Genomic DNA, 17,866 nt, shown 5'->3' on the forward strand with positions numbered 1-17,866 from the left:
GCCTAAGCGGCCGGACCCGTTTCACGTGAAACATCACGCGCTGTCACCGCGCGCGACGCGGGGTCAGTGCCGGAGGGGAAGCGCAGGTACTGCGGGGGAACGGTCCGCGTCAGCCAGACGCCGTTCGCGCTGACGTGGAAGACGTGGCCGTCGCGGTGCATGGCGGCGGTGTCCACCGAGAGGACGACCGGCCGGCCGCGGCGGGAGCCGACCCGGGTCGCGGTCTCGCGGTCCGGCGAGAGGTGTACGTCGTGCCGGTTCATCGGCCGCAGCCCCTCGGCCCGGATCGCGCCCAGGTGGCGGGCCACGGTCCCGTGGTAGAGGTACGGCGGCGGGGTCGCCGCGGGCAGTCCGAGATCCACGTCGACGCTGTGCCCCTGGCTGGCGCGGATCCGGGTGCCCTCGACGGCGAAGCGCCGCTTGTCGTTCGTGGCCACCACGTGGTCGAGCTCTTCGCGGGTGAACCGGAAGCCGTGTGCGGCCGCCGCGGCGATCAGCGTGTCGATCTCGGTCCAGCCGGCCGCGTCGAGGGTGAGGCCGATGCGCTCCGGCTGGTGACGCAGATGCTTCGACAGGTACTTGGACACCTTCACGGTGCGTCTGTCGTCGATGTGTTCGCTTCTGCGTTCGGATCTGTTTTCGCGTTGCATAAAACCACCCTGCCGAGACAGACACGCTTCACGCGATCGATTTTGCCTCCGAGGTTTGATCCACAGCCAAGTATGGTTATCCACAGGCTGGTTGAGGGCTTCTGTGGAAACTAGAGCGGCGGCTTCACCCGTGCGAGACGCCGCAACACCCGTGGGGCGAAGCGGGACATGAGGTGTGCTCCGCGTGCCTCCGGCGTCACGGGGACGACGGCCCTGTTGTGCACGACGGCTTCCAGGACCGCGTCGGCCACCTTTTCCGGCGGGTAGTTGCGCATCCCGTACAACCGCGCACTTCGCTGCTGCCGCCGCCTCTCCTCGTCGGCGTCCACACCCGCGAAGCGCGCCGTCGAGGTGATGTTGGTGTTGACGAGGCCGGGGCAGATCGCCGTGACCCCGATCCCCTGCCCGGCCAGTTCGGCCCGCAGGCACTCGCTCAGCATCAGCACGGCCGCCTTGGACGTGCTGTACGCGGGCAGGGCCCGGGAGGGCTGGAAGGCGGCCGCCGACGCGGTGTTGACGATGTGGCCGCCCTGCCCGCGCTCGGCCATCTGACGGCCGAACAGGCGGCAGCCGTGGATCACGCCCCACAGGTTGACGTCGAGGACCTTCCGCCAGTCCTCCGCGGTGGTGTCGAAGAAGGAGCCCGACAGTCCGATCCCGGCGTTGTTCACGAGCACGTCCAGCACGCCGTACTCGGCGGCGACCTTGGCGGCCAGCATCTCCATCGCCTGTTCGTCGGAGACGTCGACGGTCTCGGCCCAGGCGTCCGGCGCGCCGATCAGCCGGGACAGCTCCGCGGTGCGGGCGGCGGCCTCGGTGTCCCGGTCGACGGCCACCACGCGCGCTCCGGCCTCGGCGAACGCGAACGCCGTCGCCCGCCCGATGCCGTTGCCCGCTCCGGTGACCAGCACCAGCTGTCCGCCGAACCGGTCGGCGTGCCTGCCCTTCGGCGCCGGCTCGGACCGTCCGTCCTCCGTGGCGGTGACGAACTCCGTGATCCAGTCCGCCAGCCGGTCCGGCCGGGTGCGCGGCACCCAGTGCTTGGCGGGCAGCGTGCGACGGGTCAGGCGGGGCGCCCACTCCTCCAGCCCGTCGTAAAGCCGCTCCGACAGGAACGCGTCGCCGAGGGGCGTGATGAGCTGCACGGGAGCGTGCGCGTAGGCGTCGTCGCGCGGGCGCCGCAGCCGGGGCCGGACGTTGTCCCGGTACAGCCATGCCCCGTGCGCCGCGTCCGTCGGCAGGGACGAGGTCGGGTAGTCGCCACCGGGCACCTGCTCGACGCGCTCCAGGATCCGCGGCCAGCGCTTGCCGAGAGGGCCGCGCCAGGCCAGTTCGGGCAGCACGGGCGTGTGCAGCAGGTAGACGTACCAGGACTTGGCGCCCTGGCCGAGGAGCTGGCCGACCCGGCGCGGGGTGGGACGCCTGAGGCGCTTGTTGATCCAGTGCCCGAAGTGGTCGAGGGACGGCCCGGACATCGAGGTGAAGGAGGCGATGCGCCCCTCGGTGCGTCCGGCCGTGACGAACTCCCAGGACTGCACCGAGCCCCAGTCGTGGCCCACCAGGTGCACGGGCCGGTCCGGACTGACCGCGTCCGCAACCGCCATGAAGTCGTCCGTCAGCCTCTCCAGGGTGAACCCGCCGCGCAGCGGGCTCGGCGCCGAGGACCGGCCGTGGCCCCGGACGTCGTAGAGCACCACGTGGAAGCGGTCGGCGAGGCGGCCGGCGACCTCGGACCAGACCTCCTTGCTGTCCGGGTAGCCGTGCACCAGCACGACCGTGGGCTGCCGCGGATCGCCCAGCTCGGCCACGCACAGCTCGACCCCGCCCGTGCGCACCCAGCGCTCCCGCGCTCCGTCCAGCGCCGTCATTTCGCCTCCGCCCAGCGCCGCACGTGCGGCAGATCGTCGTCCAGCCAGAAGGCGCTCTCCGCGGGATCCGTGGAGTCGGTGACGACCAGGATCTCCTCGAACTTCGCGCCGGTACCCCGGAAACCGAGGTGGGGTTCGACCGCCCACAGCCCCGGGCGGGGCGGGTGGTCGGAGAAGCGGTAGGGCGACCACAGCGGGGACCAGCCCTCGCGGTGGCCGTGCAGCGCGTCGCCCGCCAGACCTTTGAGCGACTGCGTGCCGAAGCCGAACAGGCGTGGCGACAGCCGCCGTTCCCGCACCCGGTCCACCTTGTGGGCGATGACGCCGAAGGGATAGGCGCGATGCCGGTTGGCATAGCCCTGACGGACCATGAGCCGGTCCACGTCCTCGTAGATCTCCCGCAGCGAACGGCGCTCGCGCACCTCGCGCAGGATCAGCTCGCGGTGGGCCGCCAGGTCGGCCGCCAGCCGGTGCTGGACCGGGTTGGGGCCGAGTGATCCGGAGTAGCCGATGTCGGCGGTGAAACCCCGGTACACCGGGGCCATGTCCAGGATGAAGGGCATCCCCGGCTCCAGTCGGCGGCCGGTGGGGAAGAACTGGAGCGGAACGCGGAAGTCCGTGAACGCCGTGCGGTCGCCGAACCAGGCGAAGGGCAGGTGGAACCAGTCCCGCACGCCCCGCTCCCGCAGCCACTCGCGCTGCATCCGGGCCGCCTCGCGCTCGGTCACCCCCGGCGCCAGCCGGGCCGCCACCGCCTCGGCGCACTCGTAGGCGAGGCGTTGCACCTCCCGGAATCCCCGCAGCTCCGCACGGAGTTCCGCCGCCACTGCCGTCGCCATGCCACCCCGTCCCAGCCGTCCCGACGCGGTCCGCGCCGACGGTGCTACTCGCTCGTAACGTGACGCCGCCGAATCTCCCAGTTGTTAGACCCAACGTCAATAGGACGGCCGGCGCGGGCCCTCAAACCCCTCTTCGTGGCTCTCAAGTACGGCATCCCCTACGGGCCCGTACTACTCGAGTCTGACTCCAAGACGGCTCTGCGGTCTGACGACCTCAGTGGCGCGCGTCACTACTGTCGTGGATGTGACTGTGATCGCGACCGAAAGCCTGAGCAAGCGGTTCCCCCGGGTGACCGCGCTTGACCGGCTCTCCGTGGATGTCGGACCCGGTGTGACCGGACTCGTCGGTGCCAACGGCGCCGGCAAGTCCACTCTGATCAAGATCCTTCTGGGTCTGTCTCCCGCCACCGAGGGCCGGGCCGAAGTGCTCGGACTCGATGTCGCCACCAAGGGCGCCACCATCCGCGAGCGGGTCGGCTACATGCCGGAACACGACTGCCTGCCGCCCGACGTCTCGGCCACCGAGTTCGTCGTCCACATGGCGCGCATGTCCGGCCTGCCGCCCACCGCCGCGCGCGAGCGTACGGCCGACACCCTGCGCCACGTCGGCCTCTACGAAGAGCGCTACCGGCCCATAGGCGGCTACTCGACCGGCATGAAGCAGCGCGTGAAGCTCGCCCAGGCCCTGGTGCACGACCCCCAGCTGGTCTTCCTCGACGAGCCGACCAACGGCCTCGACCCGGTCGGCCGCGACGAGATGCTCGGCCTCATCCGCCGCATCCACACCGACTTCGGCATCTCCGTCCTGGTCACCTCACACCTGCTGGGCGAGTTGGAACGCACCTGCGACCACGTCGTCGTCGTGGACGGCGGCAAGCTGCTGCGCTCCAGCTCCACCACGGACTTCACGCAGAACACGACGACCCTCGCCATCGAGGTCACCGACACCGACGAACACCCCGACGGCACCCGCGTGGTGCGCGACGCGCTCGACGCGCGCGGCGTGGCCGTCCAGGACGGCAGCGGCCTGCCCGGCGCCGGCCACGTGCTGCTGCTCACCGCCTCCGGCGAGGAGACCTACGACCTGGTCCGGGACGTCATCGCCGACCTCGGCCTCGGCCTGGTCCGGATGGAACAGCGCCGGCACCACATCTCGGAGGTCTTCAAGGACAGCGACGAAGCACGGAAGGAGGCGGTCGGCCATGGCAGCTGAACAGCCCACAGCCACGGTCCCGGGTGACCAGACCCGTATCCACAACATCGGCTACCGCAACTACGACGGCCCCCGCCTCGGCCGCGCCTACGCCCGCCGCTCGCTCTACTCGCAGTCCCTGCGCGGCGCCTACGGCCTCGGCCGCTCGGCCAAGTCCAAGGTGCTGCCGATGCTGCTGTTCGTGGTGATGTGCCTGCCCGCGGCCATCATGGTCGCCGTCGCCGTCGCGACCAAGGCGAACGACCTGCCCGTGGACTACACCCGCTACGCGATCGTCCTCCAGGCCGTCATCAGCCTGTACGTCGCCTCGCAGGCCCCCCAGTCCGTCTCGCGCGACCTGCGCTTCAAGACCGTGCCGCTGTACTTCTCCCGGCCGATCGAGACCTCCGACTACGTCCGTGCGAAGTACGCGGCGCTGTCCTCGGCCCTGTTCATCCTCACCGCCGCACCCCTGCTGGTGCTCTACGTGGGCGCGCTGCTCGCCAAACTCGATTTCGCGGACCAGACCAAGGGGTTCGCACAGGGACTCGTCTCCGTGGCACTGCTCTCGCTGCTCTTCGCCGGTCTCGGCCTGGTCGTCGCCTCGGTCACCCCGCGCCGCGGCTTCGGCATCGCGGCCGTCATCGCCGTCCTGACCATCACCTACGGCGCGGTCTCCACGCTCCAGGCGATCGCCGACGTCCAGGGCAGCTCCGGGGCCGTCTCCTGGATCGGCCTGTTCTCGCCCATCACCCTCATCGACGGGGTGCAGTCCGCCTTCCTCGGCGCCACCTCGGCCTTCCCGGGCGGGGTCGGCCCGAGCAACGGCGAGGGCCTGGTCTTCGTCCTCGTCACCCTGGGCCTGATCGCCGGCACCTACGGCCTGCTGATGCGCCGCTACAAGAAGGTGGGACTGTGAGCACCCTCAGCATCGACCACGTCTCCCGCTGGTTCGGCAACGTGGTCGCCGTCAACGACATCACCATGACGATCGGCCCCGGCGTCACCGGCCTCCTCGGCCCCAACGGCGCGGGAAAGTCCACCCTCATCAACATGATGGGTGGCTTCCTCGCCCCCTCCACCGGCAGCGTCACCCTCGACGGCCGGCCGGTCTGGCGCAACGAGGCCATCTACAAGCACATCGGCATCGTCCCCGAGCGGGAGGCGATGTACGACTTCCTCACCGGCCGCGAGTTCGTCCTGGCCAACGCCGAACTGCACGGCCTGGGCGCCAAGGCGGCCCAGGAGGCGCTCTCCACCGTGGAGATGGAATACGCGCAGGACCGCAAAATCGCCACGTACTCCAAGGGCATGCGGCAGCGCGTGAAGATGGCCTCCGCCCTCGTCCACCAGCCGTCCCTGCTCCTGCTCGACGAGCCGTTCAACGGCATGGACCCGCGCCAGCGCATGCAGCTGATGGACCTGCTGCGGCGCATGGGCGACGAGGGCCGCACCGTGCTGTTCTCCTCGCACATCCTCGAAGAGGTCGAACAGCTCGCCTGGCACATCGAGGTGATCGTCGCCGGACGCCACGCGGCCAGCGGCGACTTCCGCAAGATCCGCCGCCTGATGACCGACCGGCCGCACCGCTACCTGGTGCGCTCCAGCGACGACCGTGCCCTCGCGGCCGCGCTGATCGCCGACCCGTCCACGTCCGGCATCGAGGTCGACGTCGCCGAGGGCGCGCTGCGCGTCCAGGCCGTCGACTTCGGACGGTTCACGGCCCTGTTGCCCAAGGTCGCCCGCGACCACGGCATCCGGCTGCTCACGGTCTCGCCGTCCGACGAGTCCCTCGAGTCCGTCTTCTCGTACCTCGTCGCGGCGTAGGAGGCCGAAGAATGTACGACCCCACAGTCGCCCGGCTCACCTACCGAGCCCTGCTCGGCCGCCGCCGGGCCCTCATCCTCGGCGTGCTGCCCCTGCTGCTGCTCGTCATCGCCGTCGCGGTGCGCGCGCTCGCCGGAGTCGACGACCAGACCGCGGCGGACGTGCTGGGCGGGTTCGCCCTGGCCACCATGGTGCCGATCATCGGCGTCATCGCCGGCACCGGCGCGATCGGTCCGGAGATCGACGACGGCTCGGTGGTGTACCTGCTGTCCAAGCCGATCAAACGGCCGACGATCATCTTCACCAAGCTGATCGTCGCCATAGCGGTGACGATGGTCTTCTCCGCCGTACCCACGTTCCTCGCCGGCCTGATACTGAACGGCAACGGCCAGCAGATCGCCGTCGCCTACACGATCGCCGCGCTGGTCGCCTCCATCGCCTACGCCGCGCTCTTCCTGCTGCTGGGCACGGTGTCCCGGCACGCGGTGGTCTTCGGGCTCGTCTACGCCCTCGTCTGGGAGGCCCTGTTCGGCTCCCTGGTGCCGGGCGCCCGCACGCTGAGCGTCCAGCAGTGGTCCCTGGCCGTGGCCCAGAAGGTCGCCGACGGAAACCTGGTGGTCTCCGACGTCGGCCTGCCGACCGCGACGGTGCTGCTGGTGGGCGTGACCGTCCTCGCCACCTGGTACGCGGGCCAGAAGCTGAGGTCGCTGACGCTCGCCGGAGAGGAGTGAGCGGGCACCGGGCCTACGGGGCCCCGGCCTGACCGGGCCTTCACCCCGGCCCGGGCACACCGGGCCGGGAAGAGAACGGGGAACCCACGGGGGACACGGAGCGGGGAGGACCGGGATGGCGGGCCAGACACCTCGGCAGGACGGCCACGGCCGCCTGCGGGACGGCGGCGAGGAAGCCACCAGGGGCGGCGCGGGACACAGCGCCGGTGACGACGGCTGGGGCGGCCAGGTCCTGGACGAGGAGTTCGTGCGCGAGGCCGGCACCTCCGAGCCCTCGGCCCGCGCCCGGATGCTCGCCGCCCGCTGGCGCCGCGAGAAGCCGGAGCCGCAGCCGTGGCGCTCCGACGAGCCGCCCGCCGACTGGTTGTTCAGCAAGGGCAGACGCCGCTGGTGGCGCCGGAGCTGACGCGGCGTATGTCCGCCTTTATTCGGTGGCGCCCGGCTTTCCGCGGCGGCATTGTGGTGGATGCACGAGGCCGGACGGCGCCGGCGCATCGGGCGGCCGCTTCGAGCACGCGGGATGCCTCGCGTGGGCCGACCGACGGGGACGTCGGCGCCGTCCGGCTCGTGGGCTCCGTGCCGGGCGGGTCAGCCCGACAGGCGCTCCAGGACCACCGCGATGCCGTCCTCGTCGTTCGAGGACGTGACCTCGTCGGCCACCGCCTTCAGCTCCTCGTGGGCGTTGGCCATCGCCACGCCGCGGGCGGCCCAGCCGAACATCGGGACGTCGTTGGGCATGTCGCCGAAAGCGATGGTGTCCGCTGCCTTCAGGCCGAGGCGACGGGCCGCGAGCGACAGCCCGGTCGCCTTGGACAGGCCGAGGGGGAGCAGTTCGACGATGCCCGCGCCGGCCATGGTGACCGTGACGAAGCCGCCCGCGGTGCGCCGGGCCGCCTCGGCCAGTTCGTCGTCCGACAGGGTCGGATGCTGGATGTAGATCTTGTTCAGCGGCGCCGACCACAGGTCCGAGGCGTCGGTGAAGGGCACCGCGGGGAGATCGCCGCCGACCTCGTACCCCGGGCCGACCAGGACGTCGCCGTCCAGGCCGTCGCGGCTCGCCGCCAGGTACAGCGGACCCGTCTCTGCCTCGATCTTGGCCAGCGCCACCCCGGCCAGCTGGCGGTCCAGCGTGACCGAGGTCAGCAGCCGGTGCTCCCCGGCGTGGTAGACCTGCGCGCCCTGGCCGCAGACGGCGAGTCCGTCGTAGCCGAGATCGTCGAGGATGTGCCGGGTCCACGGGACCGCGCGACCGGTCACCACGATGTGGGCGGCGCCCGCCGAGGTGGCGGCGGCGAGCGCGTCCCGGGTGCGCGACGAGATCGTGTCGTCGCCGCGCAGCAGCGTGCCGTCGAGATCGGTCGCGATCAGCCGGTACGGGAAAGTCCCGGCTCCACCGGCGTCGGCGGCCGTGGCGGAGGCGGTGTCACTCACTTGGTCACCGGCTCCAGGACCTCCCGGCCACCCAGGTACGGGCGCAGCACCTCGGGCACGCGCACCGAGCCGTCGGCCTGCTGGTGGTTCTCCAGGATCGCCACGATCGTGCGCGGGACGGCGCACAGCGTGCCGTTGAGCGTGGCGAGCGGGCGCACCTTCCTGTCCTCGCGGACCCGGATCGACAGCCGGCGGGACTGGAACTCGGTGCAGTCCGAGGTCGAGGTCAGCTCGCGGTACTTGCCCTGGGTCGGGATCCACGCCTCGCAGTCGTACTTGCGCGCCGCCGAGGAGCCCAGGTCGGCCGAGGCCACGTCGATGACGCGGAACGGCAGCTCCAGCGACGTCAGCCACTGCTTCTCCCACTCCAGCAGGCGCTGGTGCTCGGCCTGCGAGTCCTCGGGGAGGACGTAGGAGAACATCTCGACCTTGTCGAACTGGTGCACGCGGAAGATGCCCCGGGTGTCCTTGCCGTGCGAGCCCGCCTCGCGGCGGAAGCAGGGCGAGAAGCCGGCGTAGCGCAGCGGCAGGCGGTCGGCGTCGAGGATCTCGTCCATGTGGTACGCGGCGAGGGGGACCTCGGAGGTGCCGACCAGGTACAGGTCGTCCTTGTCGAGGTGGTAGACGTCCTGGGCGGCCTGGCCGAGGAAGCCGGTGCCGGCCATCGACTGGGGACGGACCAGCGCCGGGGTCAGCATCGGGGTGAAGCCCGCGGCCGTGGCCTGGGCGATCGCCGCGTTGACCAGGGCGAGCTCCAGGAGCGCGCCGACGCCGGTCAGGAAGTAGAAGCGCGAGCCGGAGACCTTGGCGCCGCGTTCGACGTCGATGGCGCCGAGCAGCTGGCCCAGCTCCAGGTGGTCGCGGGGCTCGAAGCCCTCGGCGGCGAAGTCGCGGTGCGTGCCGTGGGTCTCCAGCGTGACGAAGTCCTCCTCGCCGCCGACGGGGACGTCGGGGTGGACGAGGTTGCCGAGCCGCTGGAGCAGCTGCTGGGTCTCGGCGTCGGCCGCGTCGCGCTCGGCGTCGGCGGTCTTGACGTCGGTCTTCAGCTGTTCGGCGCGCTTCAGCAGCTCCGCCTTCTCGTCCCCGGAGGCCTTGCCGATGAGCTTGCCGAGGCCCTTCTGCTCGGCGCGCAGCTCGTCGAAGCGCACGCCGGACGACCTGCGTCGCTCGTCGGCGGACAGGAGGGAGTCGACGAGCGCGACGTCCTCTCCACGGGCGCGCTGAGAGGCGCGCACACGGTCGGGGTCCTCACGGAGCAGGCGAAGGTCAATCACGCGGTCAAGGCTACCGGTGCGCAGTGACGGGTCTCGACCCACTATTGCCGAACGCGCGTCTCACGTTCCGTGCGACCGGTCAATGAAATGCTGCGGCATCCCTGGAACGAGGCACCTCGGCGACGACGGGTTGACCGGATTTCCTTGTGGGGAACGGGACTTGAGGCGTGACTGTCCACAGGAATCCACAGCCCGGAAAAGTTATCCACAGGCTGTGCGAAAGATCTGTGGACTCACGGAAGTGATCATTCCCAATTCCTGGAGGCGGCCCGTCCAAACCCTCCACGCCCGCACTTTCGAGTGGAAACGGGACACCCGGTGTCACTCCGGGGGATGGGGTGCAAGAAACAGGTGGACGAAGGGTGGCTTGGGCCCCTGTGGACGAAGTGGGGGGCTGTAGGGGGATATGTCGACTGAATGCCCTTACGTTGTCGACTTGTCCCCAGGTCGAGAAGCAGACCTGTGGATAACTCCTGTGGATAACGAAAATCAGCAGGTAGGACCGGTCGGACGGGGCCGTCAGAACCGGCCGTCCTGGCAGCGCGCCACCCAGTCCGCGGCCGCGACGAACGCCTCGTCCGAGGTGCCCGGCAGCAGTGCGTCCACGTCCGCGACCCCGACCTCCGCGCGCGGGTACGAGCCCAGGTAGCGCACCTGGAGGCAGGTCCGCTTCAGGCCCATCAGCGCGTCGGCGACCCGGCGGTCGGAGATGTGCCCCTCCGCGTCGATGCAGAAGCAGTAGTTGCCGATGCCCGCGCCGGTGGGCCGGGACTGGAGCAGCATCAGGTTGATGCCCCGGGTGGCGAACTCGCCCAGCAGATCACGCAGGCCGCCGGGGTGGTCGTCCCGCTGCCAGAGCACCACGGACGTCTTGTCGGCGCCGGTCGGGGCCGCGGGCCGGGCCGGACGGCCCACCAGCACGAAGCGCGTCTGCGCGTTCTCCGCGTCGTGGATGTCGGCCTCCAGTACCTCGAGGCCGTAGCGGGCCGCGGCGAACTCGCCGGCGAAGGCGGCGTCGTACCGCCCCTCCTGGACCAGGCGGGCGCCGTCCGCGTTCGACGCGGCGGACTCCCAGGCGACGTGCGGGAGGTGCGCCTTGAGCCAGTTGCGGACTTGGGGCTGGGCGGCCGGGTGGGCGGTGACCGTCTTGACGTCCGAGAGCTTGGTGCCGGGCCGGACCAGCAGCGCGAAGGTGATGGAGAGCAGCACCTCGCGGTAGATCATCAGCGGCTGGCCGGCGACCAGCTCGTCGAGGGTGGTGGTGATGCCGCCCTCGACGGAGTTCTCGATCGGCACGAACGCGGCCTCGGCCTCGCCCGTGCGCACCGCGTCGAGCGCGGACTGGACCGAAACGTACGGGACCAGCTCCCGGGTCGCCGTCTCCGGAAGTGTGCGCAGGGCGACTTCGGTGAAGGTGCCTTCAGGGCCGAGATACGCGTAACTGGCTGGCATGACCTCACCCTAATGGGCCCGGGGAGACGCGGCTCACGTGTCTCATTCCGGCCCCTCGCACGGGTGGGACCCGGTTGCTCCCGCGCCGCCGGGTCACCCCTCCAGCAGCCGCTGGCCCACGTACTCACCCTCCGCGGCCCCGCCCGGCACCGCGAACAGGCCGCTCGCCTCGTGCCGGATGAACTGCGACAGGGCGTCGCCCCGGTCCAGCTTGCGCTGCACGGGTACGAAGCCGCGCAGTGGGTCGGCCTGCCAGCAGATGAAGAGCAGGCCCGCGTCCGGGACTCCGTCGGCGTCGAAGCCGTCGTGGTACGAGAAGGGGCGGCGGACCATGGCCGCGCCGCCGTTCTGGTCGGGCCGGGTGATGCGGGCGTGGGCGTTGATCGGGACGACGAGGTTCCCCGCCTCGTCCGTCTTCTCCAGGTCCATCTCGGTCGTCTCACCGCCCCCGGACAGCGGCGCCCCGTCCGACTTGCGGCGGCCGATGACGTCCTCCTGGCCCTTGAGCGAGAGCTTCTCCCAGTCGTCGAGGAGCATGCGGATCCGGCGTACGACGGCGTAGGAGCCGTTCGCCATCCAGGCCCGATCGTTCTTCGCGGGCTGTTCGGGGACGAAGATGCGCCGGTCGAAGTCGGCCTCGGAGGGCTTCGGATTGCGGGTGCCGTCGACCTGTCCCATGAGGTTGCGGGCCGTCATGGGGCGGGCGGTGGCGCCCGGTGACCGGTTGAAGCCGTTCATCTGCCAGCGGACGCGGGCGGCGGATCCGGCGTCCCGCTGGATGGCGCGCAGGGCGTGGAAGGCGACGAGGGAGTCGTTCGCCCCGATCTGCACCCACAGGTCGCCGTTGCTGCGGTTCTTGTCGAGGTGGTCGGAGGAGAAGTCGGGAAGCGGGTCGAGGGCGACCGGGCGTTGTCCCTCCAGGCCGGTCCGGCCGAAGAAGCTGTACCCGAAGCCGAAGGTGACGGTCAGCGAGGAGGGCCCCGAGTCCCGGGCCACGTCCGTGTCACGGGTGCCGGCCGGTTCGCCCGCCATCAGCCGGCGTGCCGTGTCGGACCAGCGGCTCAGCAGCGCGGCGGCCTCCTTGCGTCCGGCGCCGGCCGCAAGGTCGAAGGCGACGAGATGGCCGCAGGCCTGCATGGGGTCGGTGATGCCGGGCTGATGTTTCCCGTGAAACATCGCACGCCCGCTGCCCAGCGAGGTGAGCGGGACGGCCGCCGTGGAGGGGGCGGCGGCGTAGCCGGTGGCGCCGCCGGCCGCGCCGAGTACGAGCCCCGTGGCACCGGCGGTGCCGAGCAGCCGCCGACGCGAGATGCCCTCGCGGTCGGCGGACTCGGCGTTCGGGGCCTGCGGAGTGGACTGGTCAGACATGGTGCGGTTCAGCCGATCTGCGCGTTCTTGGAGACGGTCACCTGGTCGATGTCGGAGGTCCGCACGGTCACCGAGACTTCCCAGTCGCCGCCGATCGGGATCTGCACTCCGCTCGCCGACCAGTGGCCGGTGGTGATGTGGTCCGGGGCGACGGGCAGCGGACCGATGTCCTTGGCCTCCTGGGTCAGGGCGACCTTCACCTCGGGCAGGTCGAAGGCGGTCCCGTCCGGGCGCTCGACGTAGAGGTGCAGGTCGTTGGCGCCGACCCGGGCGGGGTCGAGCTCGACCCGTACGACGCCCTTGCCGTTCTGGGAGCCGGTGTCGAAGGGCATGTCCAGGGTCACCGCGCCGGTGGACGGTGCGGGTGTGGTGGCGGAGGAGGCGCCGGTGGCCTTGGCCTCCTGCTCCGTGCGGCCCGGCTCGGTCTGGGTCAGCACGGTCGTGACGGCCAGCAGGACGACGGCGACGCCCGCCTCGGCGAGCACGGATCGGCGCAGTCCGAAACGGTTCGGGTCGGCGTCCCGCTGCCGCTTCTGCCGTGCGGCGTCCACGGCGGCACGCTGCCGGGCGAGCTGAGCGGCACGCTGGGAGCCGCCGGAGCCGTTCGCGGCACCGGAACCCTTCCCGGTTCCGGGCTCCTTGGCACCCGCCTTGACACCCTTACCGGTTCCCTTGGCGCCCGCACTGGCCCCCTTGGCGCCCGTACCGGCTCCCTTGCCGTCCCCGGAGCCCTTCGAGTCACTGGCCGCCTCGCCGGAGGCCGCCGTCTTGCCCGAGGCCGCCGCTCTCCCGGAAGCCTTCGCCTTCTCGTTCCCCCGGCCGGACGACGCGCCCACCCGCTCCTTTTCCGCCTTCTCGCCCTTCTGGCCTTTCTCGTGCTTCTCCCCTTGCTCTCGCTGCCGGACCACGCCCGTGGCCGCGGCCCCCGCCAGCTGCGCCGTCCACCGACGCGAGAGGTAGGCGATCCCGACCAGCACCGCGACGAGCCCGATCTTGACGAGGAGCAGCTGTCCGTACCGCGTCTCGGTGAAGGCCGTCCAGGAGCCCAGCTGGCGCCAGGACTGGTACGTACCGGTCACCACCAGCGCGACCACGCTGCCGAAGGCGACGCGCGAGAACCGGCGTACGGCGACGGCCGGGACCGGTGTGTCCGCGGGGCCGCGGTACAGCGCGACGAGCAGCGCGGTGAGTCCGCCGAACCAGGTGGCCACGGCGAGCAGGTGGACGATGTCGGCCGGCATGGCGAGGCCCGCCTGGAGGCCCACGGAGGCGTGCTCGGACATCGCCCAGGTCGCCGCGAGACCCGCCGCGACGACGGCCCCGCCGACCGCGAGCCCGAAGGTGAGGTCTCTCTTCTCCTCGTCCTCCCGCTTGTCGTAGGCGCCGAAGAGCACGGCGACGAACAGCGCGGCGGCCGCGAGCAGCAGCAGCCGGGAGACGAGCGCGGCGCCGGTCTTGGTCTGCAGCACCTCGCCGAGCAGGTTCAGGTCGACGATGTCACCGGCCTTCCCGGAACCGGTGTAGGAGCCGCGCAGCAGCAGGAGCATGAGGGTGGCGGCGGTCAGCGCGAGCCACCCGGAGACGACGACCCGCTGGACGACGCGGACCCCGGAGCCGCGCGGCCAGCAGGCCAGCACGAAGGCGGCGCCGCCCACCAGCACCGCGAACCCGGCGTACGACACGTACCGGCCGAAGCCGTAGAGGGCGCCGACGAACCCGCCCCCCGCCTCCTGGGCGGAGACGGAGACCGACGTGTCGGACGGGGCTCCGACGGAGAAGGTGTAGGCGCCGGCGACGGGGTGGCTGTCGGCGGAGACCACCTGGTAGGTCACCGTGTAGGTGCCGTCGGGCAGCCCGGTGTGCAGCTTCACGGAGTACGTCGTGCCGCCCGTACCGGACGGGCTGCCGTCGTCGACGCGCTTGCCCTTGGGATCCAGGACGCGCAGCGAGTCGTCGTCCACGGAGACCGACTCGGAGAAGGTGAGCGACACCTGGGCCGGAGCCCGGTCGACCACCGCCCCCTGCTGGGGGTCGCTGCCGGTCAGGGCGGCGTGCGCGGAGGCCGGTCCGGCGCCGGCGAGCAGCGCGCAGGCCGCGGCCAGGAGCAGCAGCACCAGGGTCCGGAAGCGTGGGGCGATGGTCTGCGTCAAGGTGGTCCCTCCCTCGGTGTCGGTCAGTTTCCGGTGTGTGCGGAGTGTCCGTCGGCGGGCTGGTAGGTGGCCGCCTTCACGGGCACCTTGACCGTGACGGGGTCGGACTGGGCGAAGTGCAGTTCGACGGTGACCGTCTGGCCCTGCTTCGGCTGCTGCTTCAGCTTCTCGAACATCAGGTGGTTTCCGCCGCTCCTGAACACGAGTTGACCGTGTGCGGGGATCTTGAGGCGGTCCACCTCCTTCATCGTCCCGTCGACGGTCTCGTGCACGGTGACGTCGCCGGCCCCGCTGGTGACCGAGGTCAGTTCGTCGTCCGAGTCGCCCTCGTTGGTGATGGTGAGGAACCCGGCGGCCATCGAGGCGGAGACCGGCTGCGGTATGTAGGCGGCGCCGACCGAGAGTTCGGCCCCGGAGGCACCGGAGGCCCCGGAGTCCGCGCCGCCGCAGCCCGCGAGGGCCAGCGTGCCGATCACCGCGAGCGCGGCGAGGGCCGGGCGGGTGCCGCGGCCCCTCACGGGTTCTCTCCCTTGACGAGCTTGGGGAGGTCCTTCGTGTAGTCGTCGACCGTGGCGTCCTCGCCGTAGAGGACGTAGCCCGCGTCGGACTTCGGGGAGAAGGCGACGACCTGGGTGCCGTGGGTCGAGACGATCTTGCCGTTCTTGTCCTTGGCCGGCGGGTCGATCGAGATGCCGAGGGTGCGGGCGCCGGCCTGGATGGTGTCGAAGTCGCCGGTCAGGCCGACGATCTGCGGGTCGATGCCCTTGAGCCACTCGCCCAGCGCGGCCGGTGTGTCCCGTTCCGGGTCGGTGCTGACGAACACGACCCGGAGCTTGTCCTGTTCGGCCTGCGACAGCTGCTTCTTGGCGACGGCGATGTTGTTCATGGTCAGGGGGCAGACGTCGGGGCAGTGTGTGTAGCCGAAGTAGACCAGCGTGGGCCGTCCGGCGGTCTGCTCGCGGAGGTCGTACTTCTTGCCCTGGGTGTCGGTGAGGACGAGATCGGGCTTCTCGAAGGGCTTGTCGAGGACGGTGGCGGCCTGCTGGGCGGTGTCCTCGGAGACCATGGTGACCGGCTTGTCGCTGTCGGCGCCGCTGCCGCAGGCGGACAGGGTCAGGGAGGCGGCGGCGAGCAGGACCGCCGCGGCGAACGTCTTCTTGCGCATAGAAAAATGTCCCAGATGTGAGGTGCACCGGTGCGCGCCGGGGTCCGTCGGACCGACGGAACGGCGCGCACCGGACGTGAGGATGCGCCGACGGGGTGGCGCCGGCGCACCGGCGCGGGCGTCGTTACGCCGACGCGCCGGAGTCGCGGCGGCGGCCCGCCAGCACGCCGTAGCCGACGCCCGCGGCGCCGACGACGATGCCGACGACGCCGAGGACCCGGGCGGTGGTGTCGCCGCCGTTGCCGGAGCCGTCGTCGGCGGAGGCCTCGGTGGACGTGTCCTTGGCGGCCGACTCGGCGTCGTCCCCGGCCTTCGCGTCCGAAGAGTCCGCCGCGCCGTGCGCGTCGTCCTCGGCGGCGGCCAGCTCCAGCACGGGCGCCGGGTTCTCGGGCTCCTCCTGGCCTTCCTGCGGCACCTCGATCCAGCGCACGACCTCCTTGTTGGAGTACGTCTGGATGGCCTTGAACACCATCTGGTCGGCGTCCTCGGGCAGCGCGCCGATGGAGAGCGGGAACTTCTGGAAGTACCCGGGCTCGACGCCCTTGCCCTCGGCGGTCCAGGTCACCTTGGAGACGGCCTCGGTGAGCTGCTTGCCGTGCGACTCGATCGGCTTGTCCAGCTTGGACTTGGTGACCTCGGCCTTCCAGCCGGGGACCGGCTGCGGCATGACGGACGCCAGCGGCTGGTCAGTGGGGAGGTTGATCTCCAGCTTGGTGGTGGAGGCGTTGTCGCGCTCGTTGGGGACCTTGAAGTTGACGGTCGCGTAACCGCCCTTGGCGGCCGTGCCCTCCGGCTGCACGCTGACGTGCGCGAAGGCGGGGGCGGACAGGGCGAGGACGGCGATGCCGGAGACGGCGCAGGCGGCGGCGAGACGGGAAGCCTTCATAGCCTTCATGGACGGAGCACTCCGCTTCGAGTGGGCACCGGTACTGCACCGGTGCGGGGTGAGGAGAGGGATGCGCGCACGCGCGCGTGCCGCACGACGACGGCCCCTCCGTACTCCCTGGGCGGAAGCGGGGTGGTGGACGTGTCGTGTCAGGCGGCGAGGGCGAACACGTCGCTCGGCGGGCCGCGCCTGATCACCGTGTGCTGGAGTGCGGTGGTGCGGGGCCGCGGCGGCGCCGGCGGGGCGGGACGCGGCGGGCGCGGGCCCGTACCGGGGGCGCCGGCGAGCCCGGCGTGCAGGGCGCGCACCAGGGAGAGCGCCGCGCGCAGCGCGCGAACGAACGCCTCCTCGGCCATCGAGTGCGCCGAGTGCGCCGACAGTTCGACGAGCCGGGCCAGTGCCAGGTCCCCGCGGCGCAGCAGCCAGCCGGCGGCCAGTGCCGCGAGAACGTGGCCGAGCAGCATCGGCAGGGACGGCAGCAGTGCGGCGGGGTCGCCGGCGCCGGCCAGCGCGTCGGCGGAATGGTGCGTGGCGCCGGCGGAGGCGTCCGGCGCGACCCGGGCGTCGTCGAGGATCCGCTGGGCCTGGGCCGGGCTGATCGCCGCGGCGGTGGTCCCGCAGACCAGCCGCGCCGCCTGCTGGACCAGAGAGGCGTCGGACAGCCCGCCGGTCGCCCCGGCGGCCGTACCGGATGCGGTGGCCGCGGTGGTGCCGTGCTGGCCCAGTCCGAACAGGACGTGCAGCGCGGTCTGTCCGACGGTGAGCAGCGCCACGATTCCGGGCAGCGAGCGCAGCCGGCCGGCGAGGGGCGCGGCGACCACGACCACCCCGAGGAATCCGGCCCCCAGCGACCACAGCGGAACCGTGGCGCAGGAGGCGAGGGTGTGCCCCGCCGCGGCCAGCACGACGCAGACCGCGGCGAACACCGCGGCCCGCAGGATCCGGAGATCGTTCCCGGAGCGCGCCGTTGGCGGGTGGGGGGCAGTCATGGCGGGCTCATCATCGCACTGCCGCCCCCGGCGCCGTACGGCAG

General features: G+C 71.5%; 17 protein-coding genes. 5 read left to right on the forward strand and 12 right to left on the reverse strand.

The window, feature by feature from the left end; genetic code table 11:
* Nucleotides 1-2: 2 nt before the first annotated feature.
* From DMH12_RS13715 to DMH12_RS13725, 3 genes are all read right to left on the reverse strand, one after another.
* A complete protein-coding gene (locus tag DMH12_RS13715; RefSeq protein ID WP_125491873.1) occupies nt 3-611 on the reverse strand; it encodes an RNA 2'-phosphotransferase in 609 nt (202 codons plus the stop codon).
* A 149-nt stretch (nt 612-760) separates the two neighbouring features.
* Nucleotides 761-2,518: an SDR family oxidoreductase gene (locus DMH12_RS13720; RefSeq protein ID WP_125491850.1), complete on the reverse strand. Its 1,758-nt coding sequence runs from the start codon at nt 2,516-2,518 to the stop codon at nt 761-763.
* The gene (locus tag DMH12_RS13725; protein ID WP_125491851.1) at nt 2,515-3,357 is read right to left on the reverse strand and encodes a M24 family metallopeptidase; all 843 of its coding nucleotides are present in this window, start codon (nt 3,355-3,357) and stop codon (nt 2,515-2,517) included. Before DMH12_RS13725 ends, DMH12_RS13720 begins: the two co-directional genes overlap by 4 nt.
* Nucleotides 3,358-3,607: 250 nt before the next feature.
* Between DMH12_RS13725 and DMH12_RS13730 the strand changes: the two genes are divergently transcribed.
* The 5 genes from DMH12_RS13730 (at nt 3,608) to DMH12_RS13750 (ending at nt 7,513) form a co-directional block, all read left to right on the forward strand.
* On the forward strand, nt 3,608-4,570 hold the full coding sequence (locus tag DMH12_RS13730; RefSeq protein ID WP_125491874.1) for an ABC transporter ATP-binding protein: 963 nt from the start codon (nt 3,608-3,610) through the stop codon (nt 4,568-4,570).
* Entirely contained in the window at nt 4,560-5,468 is a 909-nt protein-coding gene (locus DMH12_RS13735) for an ABC transporter permease (RefSeq protein WP_125491852.1), read from the forward strand. Before DMH12_RS13730 ends, DMH12_RS13735 begins: the two co-directional genes overlap by 11 nt.
* The gene (locus DMH12_RS13740) at nt 5,465-6,376 is read left to right on the forward strand and encodes an ABC transporter ATP-binding protein (RefSeq protein ID WP_125491853.1); all 912 of its coding nucleotides are present in this window, start codon (nt 5,465-5,467) and stop codon (nt 6,374-6,376) included. Before DMH12_RS13735 ends, DMH12_RS13740 begins: the two co-directional genes overlap by 4 nt.
* An 11-nt stretch (nt 6,377-6,387) precedes the next feature.
* Nucleotides 6,388-7,107: an ABC transporter permease subunit gene (locus DMH12_RS13745; protein ID WP_125491854.1), complete on the forward strand. Its 720-nt coding sequence runs from the start codon at nt 6,388-6,390 to the stop codon at nt 7,105-7,107.
* A 115-nt stretch (nt 7,108-7,222) separates the two neighbouring features.
* On the forward strand, nt 7,223-7,513 hold the full coding sequence (locus DMH12_RS13750; RefSeq protein WP_260474208.1) for a hypothetical protein: 291 nt from the start codon (nt 7,223-7,225) through the stop codon (nt 7,511-7,513).
* A 182-nt stretch (nt 7,514-7,695) separates the two neighbouring features.
* Here the strand turns inward: DMH12_RS13750 and DMH12_RS13755 are convergent, their stop codons facing one another.
* From DMH12_RS13755 to DMH12_RS13795, 9 genes are all read right to left on the reverse strand, one after another.
* On the reverse strand, nt 7,696-8,538 hold the full coding sequence (locus tag DMH12_RS13755; RefSeq protein ID WP_125491855.1) for an HAD family hydrolase: 843 nt from the start codon (nt 8,536-8,538) through the stop codon (nt 7,696-7,698).
* Entirely contained in the window at nt 8,535-9,812 is a 1,278-nt protein-coding gene (serS, locus tag DMH12_RS13760; RefSeq protein WP_125491856.1) for a serine--tRNA ligase, read from the reverse strand. The genes DMH12_RS13755 and serS overlap by 4 nt, the downstream gene beginning before the upstream one ends.
* Before the next feature lie 519 nt (nt 9,813-10,331).
* On the reverse strand, nt 10,332-11,264 hold the full coding sequence (gene pheA / locus DMH12_RS13765) for a prephenate dehydratase (protein ID WP_125491857.1): 933 nt from the start codon (nt 11,262-11,264) through the stop codon (nt 10,332-10,334).
* A gap of 93 nt (nt 11,265-11,357) precedes the next feature.
* Complete coding sequence (gene efeB / locus DMH12_RS13770) at nt 11,358-12,632, reverse strand: iron uptake transporter deferrochelatase/peroxidase subunit (RefSeq protein WP_125491858.1); 1,275 nt, start codon at nt 12,630-12,632, stop codon at nt 11,358-11,360.
* A gap of 8 nt (nt 12,633-12,640) precedes the next feature.
* Complete coding sequence (locus DMH12_RS13775; RefSeq protein ID WP_125491859.1) at nt 12,641-14,782, reverse strand: copper resistance CopC/CopD family protein; 2,142 nt, start codon at nt 14,780-14,782, stop codon at nt 12,641-12,643.
* 23 nt (nt 14,783-14,805) lie between these two features.
* On the reverse strand, nt 14,806-15,300 hold the full coding sequence (locus DMH12_RS13780) for a copper chaperone PCu(A)C (protein WP_125491860.1): 495 nt from the start codon (nt 15,298-15,300) through the stop codon (nt 14,806-14,808).
* Entirely contained in the window at nt 15,297-15,947 is a 651-nt protein-coding gene (locus DMH12_RS13785; RefSeq protein WP_125491861.1) for an SCO family protein, read from the reverse strand. The genes DMH12_RS13780 and DMH12_RS13785 overlap by 4 nt, the downstream gene beginning before the upstream one ends.
* Before the next feature lie 124 nt (nt 15,948-16,071).
* Complete coding sequence (locus DMH12_RS13790; protein WP_125491862.1) at nt 16,072-16,833, reverse strand: YcnI family protein; 762 nt, start codon at nt 16,831-16,833, stop codon at nt 16,072-16,074.
* A gap of 149 nt (nt 16,834-16,982) precedes the next feature.
* A complete protein-coding gene (locus DMH12_RS13795) occupies nt 16,983-17,822 on the reverse strand; it encodes a hypothetical protein (protein WP_125491863.1) in 840 nt (279 codons plus the stop codon).
* Between the last annotated feature and the right edge of the window lie 44 nt (nt 17,823-17,866).

It is taken from the genome of Streptomyces sp. WAC 04229, assembly GCF_003947455.1.
In the GTDB taxonomy this organism is placed as follows: domain Bacteria; phylum Actinomycetota; class Actinomycetes; order Streptomycetales; family Streptomycetaceae; genus Streptomyces.

Coding starts and splice junctions, on each gene's coding strand:
- pheA (WP_125491857.1), bottom strand. CDS start 11,264: ATGCCAGCCAGTTACGCGTATCTCGGCCCTGAAGGCACCTTCACCGAA.
- DMH12_RS13735 (WP_125491852.1), top strand. CDS start 4,560: ATGGCAGCTGAACAGCCCACAGCCACGGTCCCGGGTGACCAGACCCGT.
- DMH12_RS13785 (WP_125491861.1), bottom strand. CDS start 15,947: ATGCGCAAGAAGACGTTCGCCGCGGCGGTCCTGCTCGCCGCCGCCTCC.
- DMH12_RS13745 (WP_125491854.1), top strand. CDS start 6,388: ATGTACGACCCCACAGTCGCCCGGCTCACCTACCGAGCCCTGCTCGGC.
- DMH12_RS13750 (WP_260474208.1), top strand. CDS start 7,223: ATGGCGGGCCAGACACCTCGGCAGGACGGCCACGGCCGCCTGCGGGAC.
- efeB (WP_125491858.1), bottom strand. CDS start 12,632: ATGTCTGACCAGTCCACTCCGCAGGCCCCGAACGCCGAGTCCGCCGAC.
- DMH12_RS13720 (WP_125491850.1), bottom strand. CDS start 2,518: ATGACGGCGCTGGACGGAGCGCGGGAGCGCTGGGTGCGCACGGGCGGG.
- DMH12_RS13790 (WP_125491862.1), bottom strand. CDS start 16,833: ATGAAGGCTTCCCGTCTCGCCGCCGCCTGCGCCGTCTCCGGCATCGCC.
- DMH12_RS13795 (WP_125491863.1), bottom strand. CDS start 17,822: ATGACTGCCCCCCACCCGCCAACGGCGCGCTCCGGGAACGATCTCCGG.
- DMH12_RS13725 (WP_125491851.1), bottom strand. CDS start 3,357: ATGGCGACGGCAGTGGCGGCGGAACTCCGTGCGGAGCTGCGGGGATTC.